Annotated in this window: 18 protein-coding genes; 16 read left to right on the top strand and 2 right to left on the bottom strand. The window is 59.1% G+C overall.

Annotated features, from left to right (window positions below):
- Window positions 1-171 precede the first annotated feature (171 nt).
- From cgtA to ACM6JQ_RS28300, 3 genes are all read left to right on the top strand, one after another.
- Window positions 172-1,395, top strand: coding sequence for an Obg family GTPase CgtA (gene cgtA, locus ACM6JQ_RS28310; protein WP_123375908.1), 1,224 nt, complete (start codon window positions 172-174; stop codon window positions 1,393-1,395).
- Between the two features lie 220 nt (window positions 1,396-1,615).
- Window positions 1,616-2,734 (top strand): glutamate 5-kinase, encoded by a 1,119-nt coding sequence (proB, locus tag ACM6JQ_RS28305; protein ID WP_042704923.1) that lies wholly within the window; start codon window positions 1,616-1,618, stop codon window positions 2,732-2,734.
- Between the two features lie 10 nt (window positions 2,735-2,744).
- A complete protein-coding gene (locus tag ACM6JQ_RS28300; protein WP_007909822.1) occupies window positions 2,745-3,212 on the top strand; it encodes a CreA family protein in 468 nt (155 codons plus the stop codon).
- Window positions 3,213-3,410: 198 nt separating this feature from the next.
- Here the strand turns inward: ACM6JQ_RS28300 and rpsT are convergent, their stop codons facing one another.
- A complete protein-coding gene (gene rpsT / locus ACM6JQ_RS28295; protein WP_003228351.1) occupies window positions 3,411-3,683 on the bottom strand; it encodes a 30S ribosomal protein S20 in 273 nt (90 codons plus the stop codon).
- 252 nt (window positions 3,684-3,935) lie between these two features.
- Between rpsT and murJ the strand changes: the two genes are divergently transcribed.
- From murJ to ispH, 6 genes are all read left to right on the top strand, one after another.
- Complete coding sequence (murJ, locus tag ACM6JQ_RS28290; RefSeq protein ID WP_007909826.1) at window positions 3,936-5,474, top strand: murein biosynthesis integral membrane protein MurJ; 1,539 nt, start codon at window positions 3,936-3,938, stop codon at window positions 5,472-5,474.
- Between the two features lie 129 nt (window positions 5,475-5,603).
- Entirely contained in the window at window positions 5,604-6,542 is a 939-nt protein-coding gene (gene ribF / locus ACM6JQ_RS28285) for a bifunctional riboflavin kinase/FAD synthetase (RefSeq protein WP_007909828.1), read from the top strand.
- A gap of 13 nt (window positions 6,543-6,555) precedes the next feature.
- A complete protein-coding gene (ileS, locus tag ACM6JQ_RS28280; protein WP_414895059.1) occupies window positions 6,556-9,387 on the top strand; it encodes an isoleucine--tRNA ligase in 2,832 nt (943 codons plus the stop codon).
- On the top strand, window positions 9,380-9,892 hold the full coding sequence (gene lspA / locus ACM6JQ_RS28275; protein ID WP_095114072.1) for a signal peptidase II: 513 nt from the start codon (window positions 9,380-9,382) through the stop codon (window positions 9,890-9,892). The genes ileS and lspA overlap by 8 nt, the downstream gene beginning before the upstream one ends.
- A 7-nt stretch (window positions 9,893-9,899) precedes the next feature.
- Window positions 9,900-10,337: an FKBP-type peptidyl-prolyl cis-trans isomerase gene (fkpB, locus tag ACM6JQ_RS28270; protein WP_174245140.1), complete on the top strand. Its 438-nt coding sequence runs from the start codon at window positions 9,900-9,902 to the stop codon at window positions 10,335-10,337.
- Between the two features lie 136 nt (window positions 10,338-10,473).
- Entirely contained in the window at window positions 10,474-11,418 is a 945-nt protein-coding gene (gene ispH / locus ACM6JQ_RS28265) for a 4-hydroxy-3-methylbut-2-enyl diphosphate reductase (protein ID WP_007909838.1), read from the top strand.
- Here ispH and ACM6JQ_RS28260 read toward each other — a convergent pair.
- On the bottom strand, window positions 11,390-11,944 hold the full coding sequence (locus tag ACM6JQ_RS28260; RefSeq protein WP_095114073.1) for a GspH/FimT family pseudopilin: 555 nt from the start codon (window positions 11,942-11,944) through the stop codon (window positions 11,390-11,392). The two genes, ispH and ACM6JQ_RS28260, sit on opposite strands and share 29 nt — an antisense overlap.
- A gap of 130 nt (window positions 11,945-12,074) precedes the next feature.
- Between ACM6JQ_RS28260 and ACM6JQ_RS28255 the strand changes: the two genes are divergently transcribed.
- From ACM6JQ_RS28255 to thiO, 7 genes are read left to right on the top strand one after another with little or no spacing between them, the layout of a single operon-like run.
- Window positions 12,075-12,548: a GspH/FimT family pseudopilin gene (locus tag ACM6JQ_RS28255; RefSeq protein WP_095114074.1), complete on the top strand. Its 474-nt coding sequence runs from the start codon at window positions 12,075-12,077 to the stop codon at window positions 12,546-12,548.
- A complete protein-coding gene (gene pilV, locus ACM6JQ_RS28250) occupies window positions 12,545-12,994 on the top strand; it encodes a type IV pilus modification protein PilV (RefSeq protein WP_007909841.1) in 450 nt (149 codons plus the stop codon). The genes ACM6JQ_RS28255 and pilV overlap by 4 nt, the downstream gene beginning before the upstream one ends.
- On the top strand, window positions 12,991-13,704 hold the full coding sequence (locus ACM6JQ_RS28245) for a PilW family protein (protein ID WP_095114075.1): 714 nt from the start codon (window positions 12,991-12,993) through the stop codon (window positions 13,702-13,704). Before pilV ends, ACM6JQ_RS28245 begins: the two co-directional genes overlap by 4 nt.
- Before the next feature lie 11 nt (window positions 13,705-13,715).
- A complete protein-coding gene (locus tag ACM6JQ_RS28240; RefSeq protein ID WP_007909844.1) occupies window positions 13,716-14,195 on the top strand; it encodes a PilX N-terminal domain-containing pilus assembly protein in 480 nt (159 codons plus the stop codon).
- The gene (locus ACM6JQ_RS28235) at window positions 14,182-17,265 is read left to right on the top strand and encodes a pilus assembly protein (RefSeq protein ID WP_414895058.1); all 3,084 of its coding nucleotides are present in this window, start codon (window positions 14,182-14,184) and stop codon (window positions 17,263-17,265) included. Before ACM6JQ_RS28240 ends, ACM6JQ_RS28235 begins: the two co-directional genes overlap by 14 nt.
- A gap of 15 nt (window positions 17,266-17,280) precedes the next feature.
- Complete coding sequence (locus tag ACM6JQ_RS28230; protein WP_007909846.1) at window positions 17,281-17,682, top strand: type IV pilin protein; 402 nt, start codon at window positions 17,281-17,283, stop codon at window positions 17,680-17,682.
- 57 nt (window positions 17,683-17,739) lie between these two features.
- A complete protein-coding gene (gene thiO / locus ACM6JQ_RS28225; RefSeq protein WP_414895057.1) occupies window positions 17,740-18,840 on the top strand; it encodes a glycine oxidase ThiO in 1,101 nt (366 codons plus the stop codon).
- Window positions 18,841-18,922 lie beyond the last annotated feature (82 nt).

The following is an 18,922-nucleotide window of genomic DNA, read 5'->3' as shown; positions in this document are numbered from 1 at the left end:
CTGTCTTGCGACGGGGCTTTTTCGTTTGTGGGGTGAGTCTCTTGCAAAACTGTTTGTATGGGCTGTCGGCGTGCGATACATGTCGTGTTTTGGGGTCGCTGCGCTCATTTTTGCAAGAGTCTTATGTCTTGATTGTTTTTCGGCTCGTCCGTATGGCGAGAGGCGTTGGTTATGAAGTTTGTTGATGAAGTATCGATTCGCGTAAAGGCTGGTGACGGCGGCAATGGCGCCATGAGTTTCCGTCGGGAAAAGTTCATCGAAAACGGTGGTCCGAACGGCGGTGATGGTGGTGATGGCGGTTCCATCTACATGATGGCCGATGAAAACCTCAACACCCTGGTCGACTACCGTTACACCCGGCACTTCGATGCCGAGCGTGGTTCCAACGGCGGCAGCACTGACTGCACCGGTAAAAAAGGCGAAGACCTGATCCTGCGCGTGCCGGTCGGCACCACGGTGATCGACTCTGCTACCCAAGAAGTGATTGGCGACCTGACCAAGGCTGGCCAGAAGCTGATGGTCGTGCAGGGCGGTTGGCACGGTCTGGGTAACACTCGTTTCAAATCCAGTACCAACCGTGCGCCGCGTCAGACCACTCCGGGTAAGCCGGGTGAGCAGCGCGACCTGAAGCTGGAAATGAAAGTCCTGGCTGACGTCGGTCTGCTGGGCTTGCCGAATGCCGGTAAAAGTACTTTTATCCGTTCGGTATCGGCCGCCAAGCCGAAAGTTGCCGATTACCCGTTCACCACGCTGGTGCCGAACCTCGGTGTGGTCAGCGTTGATCGCTGGAAGAGCTTCGTCATTGCCGACATTCCGGGTCTGATCGAAGGTGCTTCCGACGGTGCCGGTCTGGGTATTCGCTTCCTCAAGCACTTGGCGCGTACGCGTCTGCTGCTGCACCTCGTCGACATGGCGCCGCTGGATGACAGCAGTGCACCGGATGCCGCTGAAGTGATCGTCAACGAGCTGATCAAGTTCAGCCCGTCCCTGGCTGAGCGTGATCGTTGGCTGGTACTGAACAAGTGCGACCAGATCCTTGAAGAGGATCACGATGAGCGCGTCAAGGAAATCGTTGATCGCCTCGAGTGGACCGGTCCGGTCTACGTGATCTCGGCCATCGCCAAGATCGGTACCGAGCGTCTGTGCCACGACATCATGCGTTACATGGAAGATCGTGCCGACCGTTTGGCTGCCGACCCGGCGTATAAGGAAGAGCTGGCCGATCTCGATCAGCGCATCGAAGACGAAGCTCGCGCGCAACTGCAGGCGCTGGATGACAAGCGTGCCCTGCGTCGCAGCGGTGTGAAGTCGGTCCATGACATCGGCGACGATGATTGGGACGAAGAAGATGTGGATGACGAAGACGGTCCGGAAATCATTTACGTGCGTGACTGATTCGTTGGGTAGGAGCTGCCGCAGGCTGCGATCTTTTGACCTTCAGAAGATCGCTGGTGTCTGCTGAGTCTTCATCTCAGGGCGGTGTTATCATCGCTGCAAGCCGTTTTTCTAAGGCGCCGCTCAATCGAGCGGCGTTTTAGTATCTGGAAATCGCAAGTCACAAATAACGTCATGGGCGGCGCTGGGTCGCGCTGCCCTCAAGCTAAGGTTGAAGATGATGCGGAGCAAGGTGACAGGTGCGCAGCGTTGGGTCGTGAAGATCGGCAGCGCTTTGCTGACAGCTGATGGCAAGGGGCTGGATCGCGCGGCAATGAGTGTCTGGGTCGAGCAGATGGTGGCCTTGCATGAGGCTGGCGTCGAGTTGGTGCTGGTGTCCTCTGGGGCGGTGGCGGCCGGCATGAGTCGTTTGGGCTGGACCGCACGACCCAGTGCGATGCACGAGCTCCAGGCGGCTGCGGCAATTGGTCAGATGGGTCTGGTGCAGGCGTGGGAGTCGAGCTTCGCTGAGCATGGCCGGCACACTGCACAGATTCTCCTGACTCACGACGACCTGTCCGACCGCAAGCGCTACTTGAACGCCCGCAGCACCTTGCGCGCACTGGTCGAGCTGAAAGTCATCCCGGTGATCAACGAAAACGACACTGTGGTCACTGATGAAATCCGTTTCGGCGACAACGACACGCTGGCGGCGTTGGTGGCGAATCTGGTCGAGGCGGATCTGCTGGTGATCCTGACCGATCGCGACGGCATGTTCGACGCTGATCCGCGTAACAACCCTGAAGCGCAGCTGATTTACGAAGCGCGCGCCGATGATCCGAGCCTCGATGCGGTAGCGGGCGGCACGGGTGGTGCGCTGGGGCGCGGCGGCATGCAGACCAAGCTGCGTGCGGCGCGACTGGCTGCGCGTTCCGGTGCGCACACCATCATTGTCGGTGGGCGTCTTGAGCGCGTGCTTGATCGCCTGAAAGCGGGTGAGCGCATTGGCACCTTGCTGTCGCCTGAGCGCGGCATGCTCGCGGCGCGCAAGCAATGGCTGGCCGGGCATCTGCAAACTCGCGGCACCCTGGTGCTGGATGAGGGGGCGGTGTCGGCGTTGTCCAAGGGCAATAAAAGCCTGCTGCCTGTCGGTGTGAAGTTGGTGCAGGGCAGTTTCCGCCGCGGCGAAATGGTGGTCTGTGTGGCGCCTGACGGTCGTGAGATTGCCCGGGGCCTGGCTAACTACAGTGCGCTGGAAGCGCAAAAAATCATCGGTCAGTCGTCGGATGCGATTGTCGGTTTGCTCGGTTACATGGCGGAGCCGGAACTGGTTCACCGTGACAACCTGATTCTGGTCTAAGGAAAACTCGATGCGTTTAGCGAAAGGATTGTTGGGCTTGCTGATGGCAATGCCATTGCTCGCCTCGGCCGAGGAAATCGGTCAGGTGTCGACGGTGTTCAAGTTTGTCGGCCCGAACGACCGCATTGTGGTCGAGGCTTTCGATGATCCGAAAGTCGAAGGGGTGACCTGTTACCTGTCGCGCGCCAAGACGGGCGGTGTGAAGGGCGGTCTCGGTCTGGCTGAGGATCGCGCCGAGGCGTCGATCGCCTGTCGCCAGGTTGGTCCGATCAAGTTCAAGGGTGATCTGAAGGATGGCGATGAGGTGTTCAAGGAGCGCACTTCGCTGGTATTCAAGACCATGCAGGTGGTGCGTTTCCTCGACAAAAAGCGCAACACGCTGGTGTATCTGGTCTACAGCGACCGCTTGATCGAAGGCAGTCCGCAGAATGCCGTGACCGCCATCCCGATCCTGCCGTGGGTGCCCGTCCAGCAATAGCACCGCAAAACCAATTGTAGGAGTGAGCCTGCTCCGGGCGGCGTTCCGACGATAGCGGTGTGTCAGTCGATGCAATTATTGACTGTGACACCGCTATCGCGAGTGGGCTCACTCCTACATTTTTTTGCGCTGGGATTTGTTAAATCACAGGCAATAAAAAACCGACCCTAAGGTCGGTTTTTTAATGACTACGTCGGATTAAGCAGCTTCTTTCAGTGCTTTGACGTGGCCATTCAGACGGCTCTTATGACGAGCAGCCTTGTTCTTGTGGATGATGCCTTTATCGGCCATGCGGTCGATAACTGGCACAGCCAGAACGTATGCAGCTTGAGCTTTTTCAGCGTCTTTTGCGTCGATGGCTTTAACTACATTCTTGATGTAGGTGCGAACCATGGAACGCAGGCTGGCGTTGTGGCTGCGACGCTTCTCAGCCTGTTTTGCACGTTTTTTGGCGGAAGGTGAGTTGGCCACCGTCGAGCTCCTCGAAAGACTTTTTAGGAAATAGCAAACAAAATAGGCCGCGAATCATGCCGATGAGTTGAAGTCTTGTCAAGGGCACTTGAAACGTTCCGCTAAGTGGTAGGTATAAAGAGGCGGGATATTTATTTCCGGCGCTTGACCTGTAAACTCGCGAGCTTTGGCTCTGTGCTGCTGCGGCGCGGAGTATCGCACAAGTAGGCGCTTTGTTCGCCTGCTGTTTATCGACAGGCACAAATTCCCTCAATGAATCTGCTCAAATCGTTGGCCGCCGTCAGCTCTATCACGATGCTTTCCCGGATTCTGGGCTTTGTTCGTGACACGCTGATTGCCCGTACATTCGGCGCCGGGATGGCGACGGATGCCTTCTTTATTGCCTTCAAACTGCCCAATCTGTTGCGACGAATCTTCGCCGAGGGTGCTTTCTCTCAGGCTTTTGTGCCGATTCTCGCTGAATACAAAAGCCAGCAAGGTGAAGAGGCAACCCGTACGTTCATTGCCTATGTCTCGGGTTTGCTGACACTGGTGCTCGCGGTGGTGACTGCGCTGGGCATGATTGCCGCACCCTGGGTGATCTGGGCTACGGCTCCGGGTTTTACCGACACGCCGGAAAAATTCCAGCTCACTTCTGATCTGTTGCGGGTGACCTTCCCTTATATATTGCTGATCTCCCTGTCCTCACTGGCGGGCGCGATTCTCAATACCTGGAACCGTTTCTCCGTGCCGGCCTTCGTGCCGACTCTGCTTAACGTCAGCATGATCGTGTTTTCGCTGTTCCTCACACCGTACTTTGACCCGCCGGTGATGGCGCTCGGTTGGGCGGTGCTGGTCGGTGGTCTGGCGCAATTGCTCTACCAACTGCCGCACCTGAAAAAGATCGGCATGCTGGTACTGCCGCGTCTGAATCTGCGCGATACCGGCGTCTGGCGCGTAATGAAGCAGATGCTGCCGGCGATTCTCGGCGTCTCGGTCAGCCAGATCTCGCTGATCATCAACACCATCTTCGCCTCGTTTCTGGTCGCAGGCTCGGTGTCGTGGATGTATTACGCCGACCGCCTGATGGAGTTGCCGTCCGGCGTACTGGGTGTGGCGCTGGGCACAATCCTGCTGCCGACCCTGGCGAAAACTTACGCGAGCAAAGATCGCCACGAATATTCGCGGATTCTCGATTGGGGCCTGCGCCTGTGCTTTGTGCTGGTGCTGCCCTGTGCGCTGGCGCTGGGGATTCTCGCCGAGCCGCTGACTGTTTCGTTATTCCAGTACGGTCAGTTCAGTGGCTTCGACGCCGAAATGACTCAGCGCGCATTGATTGCTTACTCTGTCGGTTTGCTCGGAATTATCGTGATCAAGGTTCTGGCGCCGGGCTTTTATGCGCAACAGAACATCCGTACGCCGGTAAAAATCGCAATCTTCACCCTGGTGGTTACTCAGTTGTTCAACCTGGTGCTGATTGGCCCGTTGGCGCACGCGGGGCTGGCACTGGCGATCAGTGCCGGTGCCTGTCTCAACGCCGGATTGCTGTTCTATCAACTGCGCAAGCAGCAGATGTATCAGCCGCAGCCGGGCTGGGCCAAGTTCGGTTTCAAACTGGTTATCGCGGTGGCGGTGATGTCGGCAGTGCTGTTGCTGGGCATGCATTTCATGCCGGCGTGGGATCAGGGGCACATGCTTGAGCGCTTTCTGCGTCTGGGCGCATTGGTCGCGGCGGGCGTGGTCGCTTATTTCGGTATGTTGCTGCTGCTCGGTTTCCGCCTGCGAGACTTCAATCGCAAGGCCTTGAGCTAAGGTTTTACCCTTTATAAGCAGGCCCGGGCCGGCAGTTTTGTCGGCTCGTTCACTTTGCGTTACGGTGTTGCCTGTCGTCGACCGTCGGGTGTGGTTATAATCGACCACTTTATGAGCAAGAAGCGCGTTATGCAGCTGGTTCGAGGCCTCCACAACTTGCGCCCCCAGCATCGGGGCTGCGTCGCCACTATTGGCAACTTTGACGGTGTTCACCGTGGTCACCAGGCTATCCTGGCCCGACTGCGTGAGCGTGCGCTCGAGTTGGGCGTACCCAGCTGCGTGGTGATTTTCGAGCCGCAGCCACGGGAGTTCTTTGCCCCCGAGACTGCGCCGGCGCGTCTGGCAAGGTTGCGCGACAAGCTGCAATTGTTGGCTGCCGAAGGCGTTGACCGGGTCTTGTGCCTGGCGTTCAACCAGCGCTTGAGCAAGCTCAGCGCGAGTGAGTTCGTCGACACCATCCTCGTCGATGGCCTCGGCGTGCAGCACCTGGAAGTCGGCGATGATTTCCGCTTCGGCTGCGACCGCCTCGGCGATTTCGATTTTCTGATGCAGGCCGGGCAGATGCACGGTTTTACCGTCGAAGCGGCACAAACCGTCGAGCTGGACGGCATTCGCGTCAGCAGCACACAAGTGCGCAACGCCTTGGCCGCCGCCGATTTTGCCTTGGCCGAACGTTTGCTCGGCCGCCCGTACCGCATCGCCGGTCGCGTGCTGCATGGCCAGAAGCTGGCCCGGCAACTGGGTACGCCGACTGCGAACATTCAACTCAAGCGTCGTCGCGTGCCGTTCACCGGGGTGTACCTGGTGGATGTCGATATCGACGGCAAGACCTGGCCCGGTGTCGCCAATATCGGCGTACGGCCTACGGTGCAAGGTGATGGCAAGGCCCACCTTGAAGTCCATCTTTTAGATTTTGCCGGCGATCTGTATGACCGGCGTTTGACGGTGGTTTTCCACCAAAAGCTGCGTGAAGAGCAGCGCTTCGCCTCCCTGGAGGCATTGAAAACGGCGATCAATGCGGATGTCGCCACCGCCCGTGCACTAGCCGCACCTAGCGCCCATCGCTAATGAAGAGCCTTAAATGACCGACTATAAAGCCACGCTTAACCTTCCGGACACCGCCTTCCCAATGAAGGCCGGCCTGCCACAGCGCGAACCGCAGATCCTGCAGCGCTGGGACAGTATTGGCCTGTACGGAAAGTTGCGCGAGATTGGCAAGGATCGTCCGAAGTTCGTTTTGCATGACGGCCCTCCGTATGCCAACGGCACGATCCACATCGGTCACGCACTGAACAAGATTCTCAAGGACATGATCATCCGCTCGAAGACCCTGTCGGGCTTCGACGCGCCGTATGTTCCGGGTTGGGACTGCCACGGCCTGCCGATCGAGCACAAGGTTGAAGTGACCCACGGCAAAAATCTGGGCGCGGACAAGACCCGCGAACTGTGCCGTGCCTACGCCACCGAGCAGATCGAAGGGCAGAAGTCCGAATTCATCCGTCTCGGCGTGCTGGGCGATTGGGCTAACCCGTACAAGACCATGGATTTCAAGAACGAGGCCGGTGAAATCCGCGCCCTCGCGGAAATCGTCAAGGGCGGTTTCGTGTTCAAGGGCTTGAAGCCTGTGAACTGGTGCTTCGACTGCGGTTCGGCTTTGGCTGAAGCGGAAGTCGAGTACGAGAACAAAAAGTCCTCGACCATCGACGTGGCCTTCCCGATCGCTGACGAAGCCCAACTGGCTGCCGCGTTCGGTCTGCCATCGTTGAGCAAGCCTGCCTCGATCGTGATCTGGACCACTACCCCGTGGACCATCCCGGCCAACCAAGCGCTCAACGTTCACCCGGAATTCAACTACGCGTTGGTTGATGTCGGCGACAAGCTGCTGGTACTGGCTGAAGAGCTGGTCGAGGCCTGCCTGGCGCGTTACAGCCTGGAAGGTTCGGTCATCGCCACCACCACCGGTAAACAGCTGGAACTGATCAACTTCCGTCACCCGTTCTACGACCGTCTGTCGCCGGTGTACCTGGCTGACTACGTTGAACTGGGCGCTGGCACCGGTGTGGTTCACTCCGCTCCGGCCTACGGCGTGGACGACTTCGTGACCTGCAAGAAATACGGCATGGTCAACGACGACATCCTCAACCCGGTGCAGAGCAACGGCGTGTACGTGCCGTCGCTGGAGTTCTTCGGCGGTCAGTTCATCTGGAAGGCCAACCCGGCCATCGTCGACAAGCTGACCGAAGTCGGTGCGCTGATGCACACCACCGTCATCGAACACAGCTACATGCACTGCTGGCGCCACAAGACCCCGCTGATCTACCGCGCCACCGCGCAGTGGTTCATCGGCATGGACAAAGAGCCAACCAGCGGTGACACCCTGCGTGTGCGCTCGCTCAAAGCCATTGAAGACACCAAGTTCGTTCCGGCCTGGGGCCAGGCGCGCCTGCACTCGATGATCGCCAACCGTCCGGACTGGTGCATCTCGCGTCAACGTAACTGGGGCGTGCCGATCCCGTTCTTCCTCAACAAGGAAAGCGGCGAACTGCACCCACGCACCGTCGAGCTGATGGAAGAAGTCGCCAAACGCGTTGAAGTCGAAGGCATCGAAGCCTGGTTCAAGATGGACGCTGCCGAACTGCTCGGCGACGAAGCGCCGCTGTACGACAAGATCAGCGACACCCTCGACGTCTGGTTCGATTCGGGCACCACGCACTGGCACGTCCTGCGCGGTTCGCACCCGATGGGTCACGAGAGCGGCCCGCGTGCCGACCTGTACCTGGAAGGTTCCGATCAACACCGTGGCTGGTTCCACTCGTCGCTGCTGACCGGTTGCGCCATCGACAACCACGCGCCGTACCGCGAACTGCTGACCCACGGTTTCACCGTCGACGAAGCCGGCCGCAAGATGTCCAAGTCGCTGGGCAACGTGATCGCGCCGCAGAAGGTCAACGACACCCTGGGCGCCGACATCATGCGTCTGTGGGTGGCTTCGACCGACTACTCCGGCGAAATGGCGGTTTCCGACCAGATCCTGCAGCGCAGTGCGGACGCCTATCGTCGTATCCGTAACACCGCGCGTTTCCTGCTCTCGAACCTGACCGGCTTCAACCCGGCCACCGACATCCTTCCGGCCGAAGAAATGCTCGCGCTGGATCGTTGGGCGGTCGACCGCACCTTGCTGCTGCAGCGCGAGCTGCAAGAGCACTACGGCGAATACCGTTTCTGGAACGTCTACTCGAAGATTCACAACTTCTGCGTGCAGGAGCTGGGCGGTTTCTACCTCGACATCATCAAGGACCGTCAGTACACCACTGGCGCCAACAGCAAGGCCCGCCGTTCGGCGCAAACCGCGCTGTTCCATATCTCCGAAGCGCTGGTGCGCTGGATCGCGCCGATCCTCGCCTTTACTGCTGACGAACTGTGGGAATACCTGCCGGGCGAGCGTAACGAATCGGTGATGCTCAACACCTGGTACGAAGGCCTGACCGAACTGCCGGCTGACGTGGAACTGGGTCGCGACTACTGGGAACGCGTGATGGCGGTCAAAGTAGCGGTCAACAAAGAAATGGAAATCCAGCGCGCAGCGAAAGCTGTCGGTGGCAACCTGCAAGCCGAAGTGACGCTGTACGCCGAAGACGCCCTGAGCGCCGATCTGGCCAAGCTGAGCAACGAACTGCGCTTTGTCCTGATCACTTCGACCGCAAGCGTTGCGCCGTTCGTTCAGGCACCGGCTGATGCGGTAGTGACTGAAGTCAGCGGCCTGAAGCTGAAGATCGTCAAATCGGCCTTCCCGAAGTGCGCCCGTTGCTGGCACTGCCGCGAAGACGTCGGCGTGAACCCGGAGCATCCGGAAATCTGCGGTCGTTGCGTCGACAACATCAGCGGCGCTGGCGAGGTTCGTCACTATGCCTAATGCCGTTGGCCGTTTCGGACGGTTGAGCTGGCTGTGGTTGAGCTTGCTGGTTCTGGTCATCGACCAGGCCAGCAAGTTCTACTTCGAAGGCAAGCTCGAAATGTTCCAGCAGATCGTGATCATTCCCGATTACTTCAGCTGGACCCTGGCTTACAACACCGGCGCTGCTTTCAGCTTTTTGGCTGACAGCTCCGGCTGGCAGCGCTGGCTGTTCGCCCTGATCGCGATTGTGGTCAGTGTGGTGCTGGTGGTCTGGCTCAAGCGTCTGGGCCGCAACGAAACCTGGCTGGCCGTCGCGCTGGCGCTGGTATTGGGCGGCGCGCTGGGCAATCTGTATGACCGCATTGCCTTGGGCCATGTGATCGATTTCATTCTGGTGCACTGGCAGAACCGCTGGTACTTCCCGGCGTTCAACTTCGCCGACAGCGCGATTACGGTTGGCGCGGTGATGCTGGCACTGGATATGTTCAAAAGTAAAAAGACCGGAGAAGCCGTTCATGACTGAACAGGTATTGGCTGAGCAACGCATCGGCCAGAACACGGAAGTCACCTTGCACTTTGCATTGCGCCTGGAGAACGGCGACACCGTCGACAGTACGTTCGACAAAGCCCCGGCGACCTTCAAGGTCGGCGACGGCAACCTGCTGCCGGGTTTCGAAGCAGCGCTGTTCGGCTTCAAGGCCGGCGACAAGCGCACGCTGACCGTCGAGCCGGAAAACGCCTTCGGCCAACCGAACCCGCAAAACGTACAGATCATTCCGCGCTCGCAGTTCGTCGATATGGAGCTGTCACCGGGTTTGCTGGTGATCTTCAACGATGCGGCCAATACTGAGCTGCCGGGTGTGGTGAAAGAGTTCGACGACACGCAAGTGACCATCGACTTCAACCACCCGCTGGCGGGCAAGACGCTGACCTTTGACGTCGAGATCATCAACGTTAAAGCGCTGTAAAAATGTGGGAGCGAGCCTGCTCGCGAATGCGGTGTGTCAGGCGACATCAGTGTTGAATGTCAGTCAGCTTTCGCGAGCAGGCTCGCTCCCACAATTAGTAATTCATTGTTTTCGCGCGCAAGACACGAGGCACAGCATGCAAATCAAACTCGCCAACCCCCGTGGCTTCTGCGCCGGCGTGGACCGGGCGATCGAAATCGTCAACCGCGCCCTGGAAGTCTTCGGGCCGCCGATCTACGTGCGTCACGAAGTGGTGCACAACAAGTTTGTCGTTGAAGACCTGCGTAGTCGCGGGGCGATCTTCGTCGAGGAGCTGGATCAGGTGCCGGACGATGTCATCGTGATTTTCAGTGCTCACGGTGTTTCCCAAGCTGTGCGCACCGAAGCCGCCGGCCGTGGCCTGAAAGTATTCGACGCCACTTGCCCGCTGGTGACCAAGGTGCACATCGAAGTGGCGAAATACAGCCGCGACGGTCGTGAGTGCATCCTGATCGGTCACGCCGGTCACCCGGAAGTCGAAGGCACCATGGGCCAGTACGACGGCAGCAATGGCGGCGCGATCTACCTCGTTGAAGACGAGAAAGACGTCGCCGAATTGCAGGTACACAACCCGGACAAACTGGCTTTCGTCACCCAGACTACGCTGTCGATGGACGATACCAGTCGTGTCATCGATGCGCTGCGCACGCGCTTCCCGGCTATCGGCGGCCCGCGCAAGGACGATATCTGCTACGCCACGCAAAACCGTCAGGACGCGGTCAAGCAATTGGCTGACGAGTGCGACGTGGTGTTGGTGGTCGGCAGCCCGAACAGCTCCAACTCCAATCGTCTGCGTGAACTCGCCGAGCGCATGGCCACACCGGCCTACCTGATCGACGGTGCCGAAGACCTGCAAAAGAGCTGGTTCGATGGCGTTGAGCGTATCGGCATTACCGCCGGTGCTTCCGCGCCGGAGGTACTGGTGCGCGGCGTGATTCAGCAATTGCAGGCCTGGGGCGCTACCGGTGCCGATGAACTGGCCGGGCGTGAAGAGAACATTACGTTCTCGATGCCTAAAGAGCTGCGCGTGCGTTCGATCTGACGTTTTCGGTTTTTTGACACAGCGCCTGCTCAGTCTCTTGACTGTTCAGGCGCACGCGACCGGTCGCCGCCAGTACTATCTGGCGCTGACTGACCGGCTCGCGAGCCGAGCAGACATGTAATGTCCCAGCCTGAAACGCCCGCCCGGGCATCAGTGGTTGCCCCAGACTGCTGAAACGTACGTAACGACTCACCGACCAATTGCCGACAATCGGCACCTGCGTGTCACTCGCACGCTCTTGCAGCAGCGGATTGCTGCTGTCCTTCGGCCCTTTGCCGCTGATATCCAGAATGATCCGCCAGCCCTGACTCCAGTCGCCGTTGATGCCATGAATCACCACGCTCTGATTGCGCGTGATGGCCAGTGTGCGAGCGTTACGCAGGCCATCGAGCAGCGATTGCGCCGCTTGATCCCGATGGCTCGATTCTCTGAGCGTGGCGAACGCCGGACTGACCAGCAGCAGAACAATTGCGCCAATCGCCAGTCCCATAAGCAGTTCTATCAGGCTGAAACCCTGTTGCGGCATGAAAACACCCTCCGTGGAATGTGATGAACGGCGCGCTCCGTGCGCCGGGCAGGGCAAATCAACCGACGCGGGCCGGTTGAATGTTCTAGCGTGTAGAAGCAGGTATAGCCGACGGCAACGGAGGGCATCGATGGATCTTCGTACAAAAGGTTTCACGCTGATCGAGTTGTTGGTTGCGATCGCGATCTTTGTGATCCTGATTACCCTGGCGGTGCCGGCGTTCACCCGTTCGGTACAGGGCAGCAGGGCTGATACCGAGATGGGCGATCTGCAACGGGCGATCAATTTCGCCAGGCTCGAAGCCATAAATCGAGGTACTACCTTGCGCCTGCGCCCGACTGCCGGCGGCAGCGTCTGGACCGGTGAACTGGCGGTTTATGACAGTACTGGCACTCCGGCCAATGTGTTGCGGGTTGTTCCCGCGATGAGCAGTGGTGCGACTCTGACGCTACCCTCAGGAGTGACCGCACTGGATTTCAACAACCTTGGCGGTCTGGCGGCGCCGTCGACGGCGGTGGTCATCAGTTACACGTTGGGAACGCAAAGCAGGACGCTGAGCGTGTGTTTGAACGGACGAATTCAATTGGGTGGAAGTTGCGGATGAGGGCAGGGAGCAAAAATGCACAGCACGGCATGACGCTGATCGAGGTGCTGGTCGCGTTGCTGATTCTGACGGTCGGGCTGCTGGGCGCGGCAGCGGTGCAACTGAATGCGCTGAAGTACACCGATAGCTCACGGATGACCAGTCAGGCCAGTTTCATTGCCTACGACATGATGGACCGCATCCGCGCCAACTCCGGCGCCGACTACACCGCCACGCCGCCGACCTCGGGCAATCTGAGCGTTGCCCGCGATCAGGACCTCTACGATTTCACTACCAACATCACCAACTTCGGTGGGCCGACCGCGACTGGCAGCATCACCCTCAATCAGCGCGTCTACACCATCACCATCAACTGGAGCGATGCGCGAGCCGCCAACACCGCCAGCGCCCAGCGCAGCTTTGTCCTGACCAGCCGCGCTGCGGTTGATCCGGTGGCCACGCCATGAAGCAGCAAAACCGTGGATTCGGTCTGATCGAATTACTTATTGCTTTGGCACTGGGGCTCATCGTGGTGCTGGGCGTGGTGCAGATTTTCATCGCGGCGAAAAATACTTATGTCAGCCAGAACACTGCCGCGGCGATGCAGGAAGACGCACGGTTTGTGTTGAGCAAGATGATTCAGGAAATTCGCATGGTCGGGATGTTCGGCTGTCTTGGCACCATTACCGATTCGAGCAGTGCGGGCGACTTCAACGCTGCGCAGGTCACGCCGATCAACTGGGACAATGCCAACCTCAAACTGACGCTGGTCACTGCCGATATCGGCAGCGGCGGGGGCACGCCAACCTGGACCGTGGTCTCCGATTGCCGCAACAGCGCAACGGCCTATACCGGCTTGCGCTCCCCGGCGAGCGGCCAGATCGCGTTCCCGATCCGGCGTCTGATCTACAGCTTCAGCAACAATCAGATTCTCATGGGCACCGGCAGCGGCAATCCTGCGCAGCAGGTGCTGGTGAACAACGTCAGTGCGTTCACCGTGATGTTCGGTCTGGCCAGTTCGGCAACGGATGTGGCCGCTTCGACTTACAGCGCCAATCCCAGTGATCCGGCGCGCATCCGCAGTGTGCGCCTGAGCCTGACCCTCACCGACCCGAACAACCGGGTGCGCAATCAAACCTTCAACGTGGTTGCCGCTTTGCGCAACCGCTTGCAGTGAGGGGCGCGGCGATGAGGATGACTCTCCACACCCGTCAGGCGCAGCACGGCATGGTCTTGCTGGTCAGTCTGGTATTCCTGTTGTTACTGACCCTGATTGGTCTGTCGTCGATGCAGAGCGCCAACCTGCAGGAAAAAATGGCCGGCAGCGTGAGCCTGCGCAATCAGTCGTTCCAGACTGCCGAGGCGGCGTTGCGCATTGGCGAAAGTGCGGTGCAACTGGACAGTTATTCGCTGGCTGTATGCAGCGGTACCACGCAATGCGCGCCGCCGGCGGAGTCGTCGGTGGTCAGCGCGGCGGGACTCAATTCGACTTCCGGGGTGACCTGGATTGCGGCCGGCAATGGATTCTATGGAGTACAGAACATCGGTACGACTCTGACGGCCGTGAACGTACCGAGCAACACCTCGGCGACGTTGTATCGGGTTACAGCGGTCGGCATCGCCGGCACTTCGCGTAGCGTGGTGGAGAGTGTTTATGCGAAGTATTGAGCGCTGCATATCAGTATGGATCGGCATGCTGCTGAGCTGTTATCTGGCCGCGCCGGCGTATGCGTTCACGCCTTCCGATTCGCCGCTGTTGAGTGCGGCAGCGGTACCACCCAACGTCATGCTGCTGATCGACGATTCGGGGAGTATGAACAGCATCATCTATGCGACCGGTTTTGACCCCACCGACAATTTCACCCCGGCCCGGCAATGCAACGCCTTACTTGGCCTGTGCCTGAGTTCGACAGCGATTACCGGCGATACGATCTTTCTGTCCAGCCTGCCGACATCAGGTTGCTCCGGCGGCGCCTATGCGTTCTATAACAACAGTCTGGCGCCGTTGTGCCTGAAGCTGCCGGATCCGGTCGGCAGCGGCAATACGCGTTACTCAGGGGATTACATTTCCTACGTATTCGGCCTGGCCATCAACAACGGCACACGCGATTTCACCACCGGGGCGATTCCCAACGACTACCGCATCAACGTCGCGCGCAACGTCTCCACGGCATTGGTCAGCAGCAACCGCACGTTGCGTATGGGTCTGTCGACATTCAATCCGGCCACCAGCAACAATTCCGGCAATGGCGGTTTCATTGCTCGTGCGATCAGCGATTTGTCGCCGGTGTCCGGCAGCGTGACTCAAGCCCAGGCCGACACCAATTACAACGCACTGATCTCTTCCATCAACGGTTTGAGCGCCGTGGCCAACACGCCGTTGGCGGAAACCTATTACGAAATCACTCGTTACATGCGTGGCATGGCGCCGTACTACAACAGCACACCGACCACCTACACCAGCCCGATTCAGTACCGCTGCCAGAAAAACTATGGTGTGGTGATCACCGACGGCTTGCCGACCTTCGACCGTACTTTCCCCACCAATGACCCACTGGGCGGCAGCCGTTTGCCGAACTGGGATGGCGTCAACAATGACGGCAACAACCTTAACGGTGATGGTGAAGGGGATACGCTGTATCTGGATGACATCGCCAAGTTTGCCTTTGACATCGATATGCGTTCGACCGGCACCGACGCAGCGGGTAAGAGCTGGAATGCGGTGGATTTTCCCAAACAGAACATGAACACCTACACCGTGGGTTTCACCGCCGATAATGACATGCTGTCGGACGCCGCCAGTTATGGACAGGGCAGGTATTACCAGGCGACCGACAGTACCGGGCTCAACGCCGCCTTATCCTCGGCGCTGAGCGACATCACGTCCAAGGCCGGCTCCGGCGGCGCGGGAGTCACCAGCGGAACCACACTGACGTCCAGCAGCAGCTTTTATCAAACCACTTATGACCCCAAGGACTGGCGCGGCACGATCAAGTCGTTCGGGTTCACCTCGACCGGGACGGTCAATACCTCGGCGGCGCAGTGGACGACCGACACCACCATCGTGCCAGCCGCCACCGCCGCGACCTTTCAGTCATGGAATACCCTGAGCAACGCAGCGGTAACCCTGGCTTACGGCAACTTTTCCCCGGCCCAGCAGACCACGCTGAGTCAGGGATTGCCCACCGGTATCAGTGGCATTGATCTGGTGGAGTGGAGCAAGGGCACGAACAAGGCCGGGCTGAAAGTGCGCAGCGTGCTGCTCGGCGACATCATCAATTCGCCGCTGGTGCTGGCTTCGCCATCAGACAAAACCGCCTCCGATCTTTCCGGTGACACCAGCTACAGCACTTACCTGGCCACCAAGGCTGCGAATATGAACACCAGCCTGGTCGTCAACGCCAACGATGGTTTCGTCAACGTGATCAATTCGGCGAACGGTACTCGCCGTTACGCCTACATGCCGTCCAGTGTGCTGCCGTCATTGCGCCTGATCGCCGATACCAGCTACGTCAACGGTGTGAGCCACAAGTTTTTGGTAGACGGTCAGGTTGGGGTGTTCGACGCGCAGTCCGGCACCGCGTGGAAAACCCTGGCCATTGGCGGCACCGGTGCCGGGGGTAAAACCTTCTACGGGCTGCAACTGTTTGATGCGTCTGCGGGCAATGTGATCAAGGCCTTGTGGGAGGTCAGTGCGCCGGCCACCGCCAGTGCTGCGAACGCATTCAATGATCTGGGTTATGCCTACGCCCGTCCGGAAGTGGCACGCTTGGCCAATGGTCGCTGGGCGACATTCATTGCCAATGGCTACGGCAGTAATTCGGGCGTGGCGGCCCTGTATGTACTGGATGCGCTGGACGGTTCGCTGATCAGGAAAATCGTTATCGACAGCACGGAAACCACCAACGGTTTGTCGTCGGTGAAACTCAAGGTCAACTCTTCGAATGTGGTGCAGGCCGCTTACGGTGGCGACTTGAAGGGGCGGTTATGGAAGTTCGACCTGAGTGCCACGTCCTCCGATAGTTGGGGCGTGGCGTTTTCCGGCAAGCCACTGTTCACCACGGCGGGCGGGGCGACTCAACCGATCACCGCGCAGCCGTTACTGGCGGATAACGCGCTGGGCGGCAAACAGGTCTTCGTCGGTACCGGCAAGTTCAATGAAACGGCCGATAAGACCAACAAGGATTTGCAGGCGTTCTATTCCGTGTGGGACGCCGATGGTGGTTCTGGACAGTTGACCGTCAGCAGTTTGCAGCCGCAGGCGATCACCGGATCATTCTCCGGCAGCTCTGGACAGTTTCTGACCACAACGCAGAATGACACGACGTATCCGGCGGAGAAGGGTTGGTATCTTCCGCTGGTGTACAACAACGTGCTGACCGGCGAGCGGGTGATCAATCAGGCGAGTATCGTGCTGGGCCGTGTTGTCTTTACCACGGCGAGTGTTGATACCACTGATCCCTGTGCGAGTTTTGGTACCGGCAAACTGGTCGAACTGGATGCGTTCAGCGGTAAGATGCTCAATTACGCCGTGCTCGATACCAGCTCTGACGGTTTGGTCGACAGCAATGACTCGATCTCCAGCGGCGTGATATTCACCGGTGGCATTCCGACCCTGAACTTCGTCTCCAGCGATGGCAAGCGCAAGGGTACGACCGACACCAGTGGCACCATCACGATCATTGTAGAAAAGGGCGGTGGCGGCAGCCGTCGTATCATGTGGCGACAAATACAGTAAGCGAGAGTTTGAGGCATGCGCAGATCCAACCGAGGCTTCACCCTGATCGAAATCATGATCGTGATTGCGATCATCGGGATCGTCATCACCATCGCCGCACCGAGCTATACCGAATATGTGAAAAAGGGCCGTCGCGCCGAAGTGGTGTCGCTGCTCTCGGAGCAGGCGCAGACCCTTGAACGTTTCTACACCAAGAGCAATGTCTACACCGGCGTTACCGGGCTCAGCACGGGCACTGATTTCTACACCATCACCCCGACCATCGCTGACCAGACCTTCCTGTTGACCGCCACCCGCAAGACGGGCACGGCCATGGCCACCGACAAATGCGGGGATTTCACCCTGACCAACACCGGTGTCAGAAGCATGAACAACGCGACTACCGGGCTGACCACCAAGGATTGCTGGGGCCGCTGAGGCGCTTTCTTTCGGGTGCCTTTTGCGCCCACTGTCTTTTTTACGGTTGGATCAAACATGACCAGGCAACAGCAAGTGGTGATTGTCGGTGGCGGGGTGATTGGCCTGCTGACCGCCTACAATCTCGCCTCCGAAGTACGCAGCGTGGTGCTGCTCGATCGCTCGAACCTCGGCCAGGAATCGTCCTGGGCGGGCGGCGGTATCGTTTCGCCGTTATATCCGTGGCGTTATAGCCCGGCGGTCACGGCACTGGCGCACTGGTCGCAGGATTTTTATCCACAGCTCGGCGAGCGTTTGTTCGCTGACACCGGGGTGGATCCTGAAGTACATACCACCGGCCTGTACTGGCTGGATCTGGACGATGAAGCCGAAGCGCTGGCTTGGGCCGAGCGGGAAAGCCGGCCGCTGCGGGCTGTGGATATCTCGGCGGCGCATGATGCGGTGCCGGTGCTCGGTGGCGGTTTCTCCCGAGCGATCTACATGGCGGATGTCGCCAACGTGCGCAATCCGCGTCTGGTGAAATCACTGAAAGCGGCGTTGCAGGCACTGCCTAACGTGACGATTCACGAACAGTGCGAAGTCAGCGGGTTTGTCCGTGAGGGCGGGCAGGTTGTTGGCGTCGAGACGTCGAAGGGTGTGATCAACGGTGATCAGGTCGTACTGACCGCGGGGGCGTGGAGCGGTGATCTGCTCAAGACGCTGGATCTGACATTGCCGGTCGAACCAGTCAAAGGCCAGATGATTCTCTATAAATGTGCGGCAGATTTCCTGCCGAGCATGGTGCTGGCCAAAGGGCGTTATGCGATTCCGCGTCGTGACGGTCATATCCTGATCGGCAGCACGCTGGAGCACGAAGGTTACGACAAGACCCCAACCGACGTTGCGCTGGAAAGTCTCAAGGCTTCAGCGGTGGAATTGTTGCCGGCGCTGGCAGAGGCCGAAGTGGTAGGGCACTGGGCAGGGTTGCGTCCGGGGTCGCCGGAGGGCATTCCGTACATTGGCCGTGTGCCGGGGTTTGCCGGGTTGTGGCTGAACTGCGGACATTACCGCAATGGGCTGGTGCTGGCGCCAGCGTCGTGTCAGTTGTTTGCCGATGTGATGCTGGGAAGGGCGCCGATTATTGATCCGGCGCCGTATGCGCCTGAAGGCCGCATTTAGTCTGATATTTCTCTGTAGCCTGGCAGATCGCTTTCGCGAGCAGGCTCGCTCCCACAGTTGATCTTTGTCGGTCACAAAATCC

Source organism: Pseudomonas sp. IT-232MI5 (genome assembly GCF_949767845.1).
Lineage (GTDB): Bacteria > Pseudomonadota > Gammaproteobacteria > Pseudomonadales > Pseudomonadaceae > Aquipseudomonas.
This window is presented reverse-complemented; position numbering and strand designations above follow the sequence as displayed.

Bases quoted from the DNA above. Each gene is read 5' to 3' on its own strand.
- cgtA (WP_123375908.1), top strand. From the start codon at position 172: ATGAAGTTTGTTGATGAAGTATCGATTCGCGTAAAGGCTGGTGACGGC.
- proB (WP_042704923.1), top strand. From the start codon at position 1,616: ATGCGGAGCAAGGTGACAGGTGCGCAGCGTTGGGTCGTGAAGATCGGC.
- ACM6JQ_RS28300 (WP_007909822.1), top strand. From the start codon at position 2,745: ATGCGTTTAGCGAAAGGATTGTTGGGCTTGCTGATGGCAATGCCATTG.
- murJ (WP_007909826.1), top strand. From the start codon at position 3,936: ATGAATCTGCTCAAATCGTTGGCCGCCGTCAGCTCTATCACGATGCTT.
- ribF (WP_007909828.1), top strand. From the start codon at position 5,604: ATGCAGCTGGTTCGAGGCCTCCACAACTTGCGCCCCCAGCATCGGGGC.
- ileS (WP_414895059.1), top strand. From the start codon at position 6,556: ATGACCGACTATAAAGCCACGCTTAACCTTCCGGACACCGCCTTCCCA.
- lspA (WP_095114072.1), top strand. From the start codon at position 9,380: ATGCCTAATGCCGTTGGCCGTTTCGGACGGTTGAGCTGGCTGTGGTTG.
- ispH (WP_007909838.1), top strand. From the start codon at position 10,474: ATGCAAATCAAACTCGCCAACCCCCGTGGCTTCTGCGCCGGCGTGGAC.
- ACM6JQ_RS28260 (WP_095114073.1), bottom strand. From the start codon at position 11,944: ATGCCGCAACAGGGTTTCAGCCTGATAGAACTGCTTATGGGACTGGCG.
- ACM6JQ_RS28255 (WP_095114074.1), top strand. From the start codon at position 12,075: ATGGATCTTCGTACAAAAGGTTTCACGCTGATCGAGTTGTTGGTTGCG.
- pilV (WP_007909841.1), top strand. From the start codon at position 12,545: ATGAGGGCAGGGAGCAAAAATGCACAGCACGGCATGACGCTGATCGAG.
- ACM6JQ_RS28245 (WP_095114075.1), top strand. From the start codon at position 12,991: ATGAAGCAGCAAAACCGTGGATTCGGTCTGATCGAATTACTTATTGCT.
- ACM6JQ_RS28240 (WP_007909844.1), top strand. From the start codon at position 13,716: ATGAGGATGACTCTCCACACCCGTCAGGCGCAGCACGGCATGGTCTTG.
- ACM6JQ_RS28235 (WP_414895058.1), top strand. From the start codon at position 14,182: ATGCGAAGTATTGAGCGCTGCATATCAGTATGGATCGGCATGCTGCTG.
- ACM6JQ_RS28230 (WP_007909846.1), top strand. From the start codon at position 17,281: ATGCGCAGATCCAACCGAGGCTTCACCCTGATCGAAATCATGATCGTG.
- thiO (WP_414895057.1), top strand. From the start codon at position 17,740: ATGACCAGGCAACAGCAAGTGGTGATTGTCGGTGGCGGGGTGATTGGC.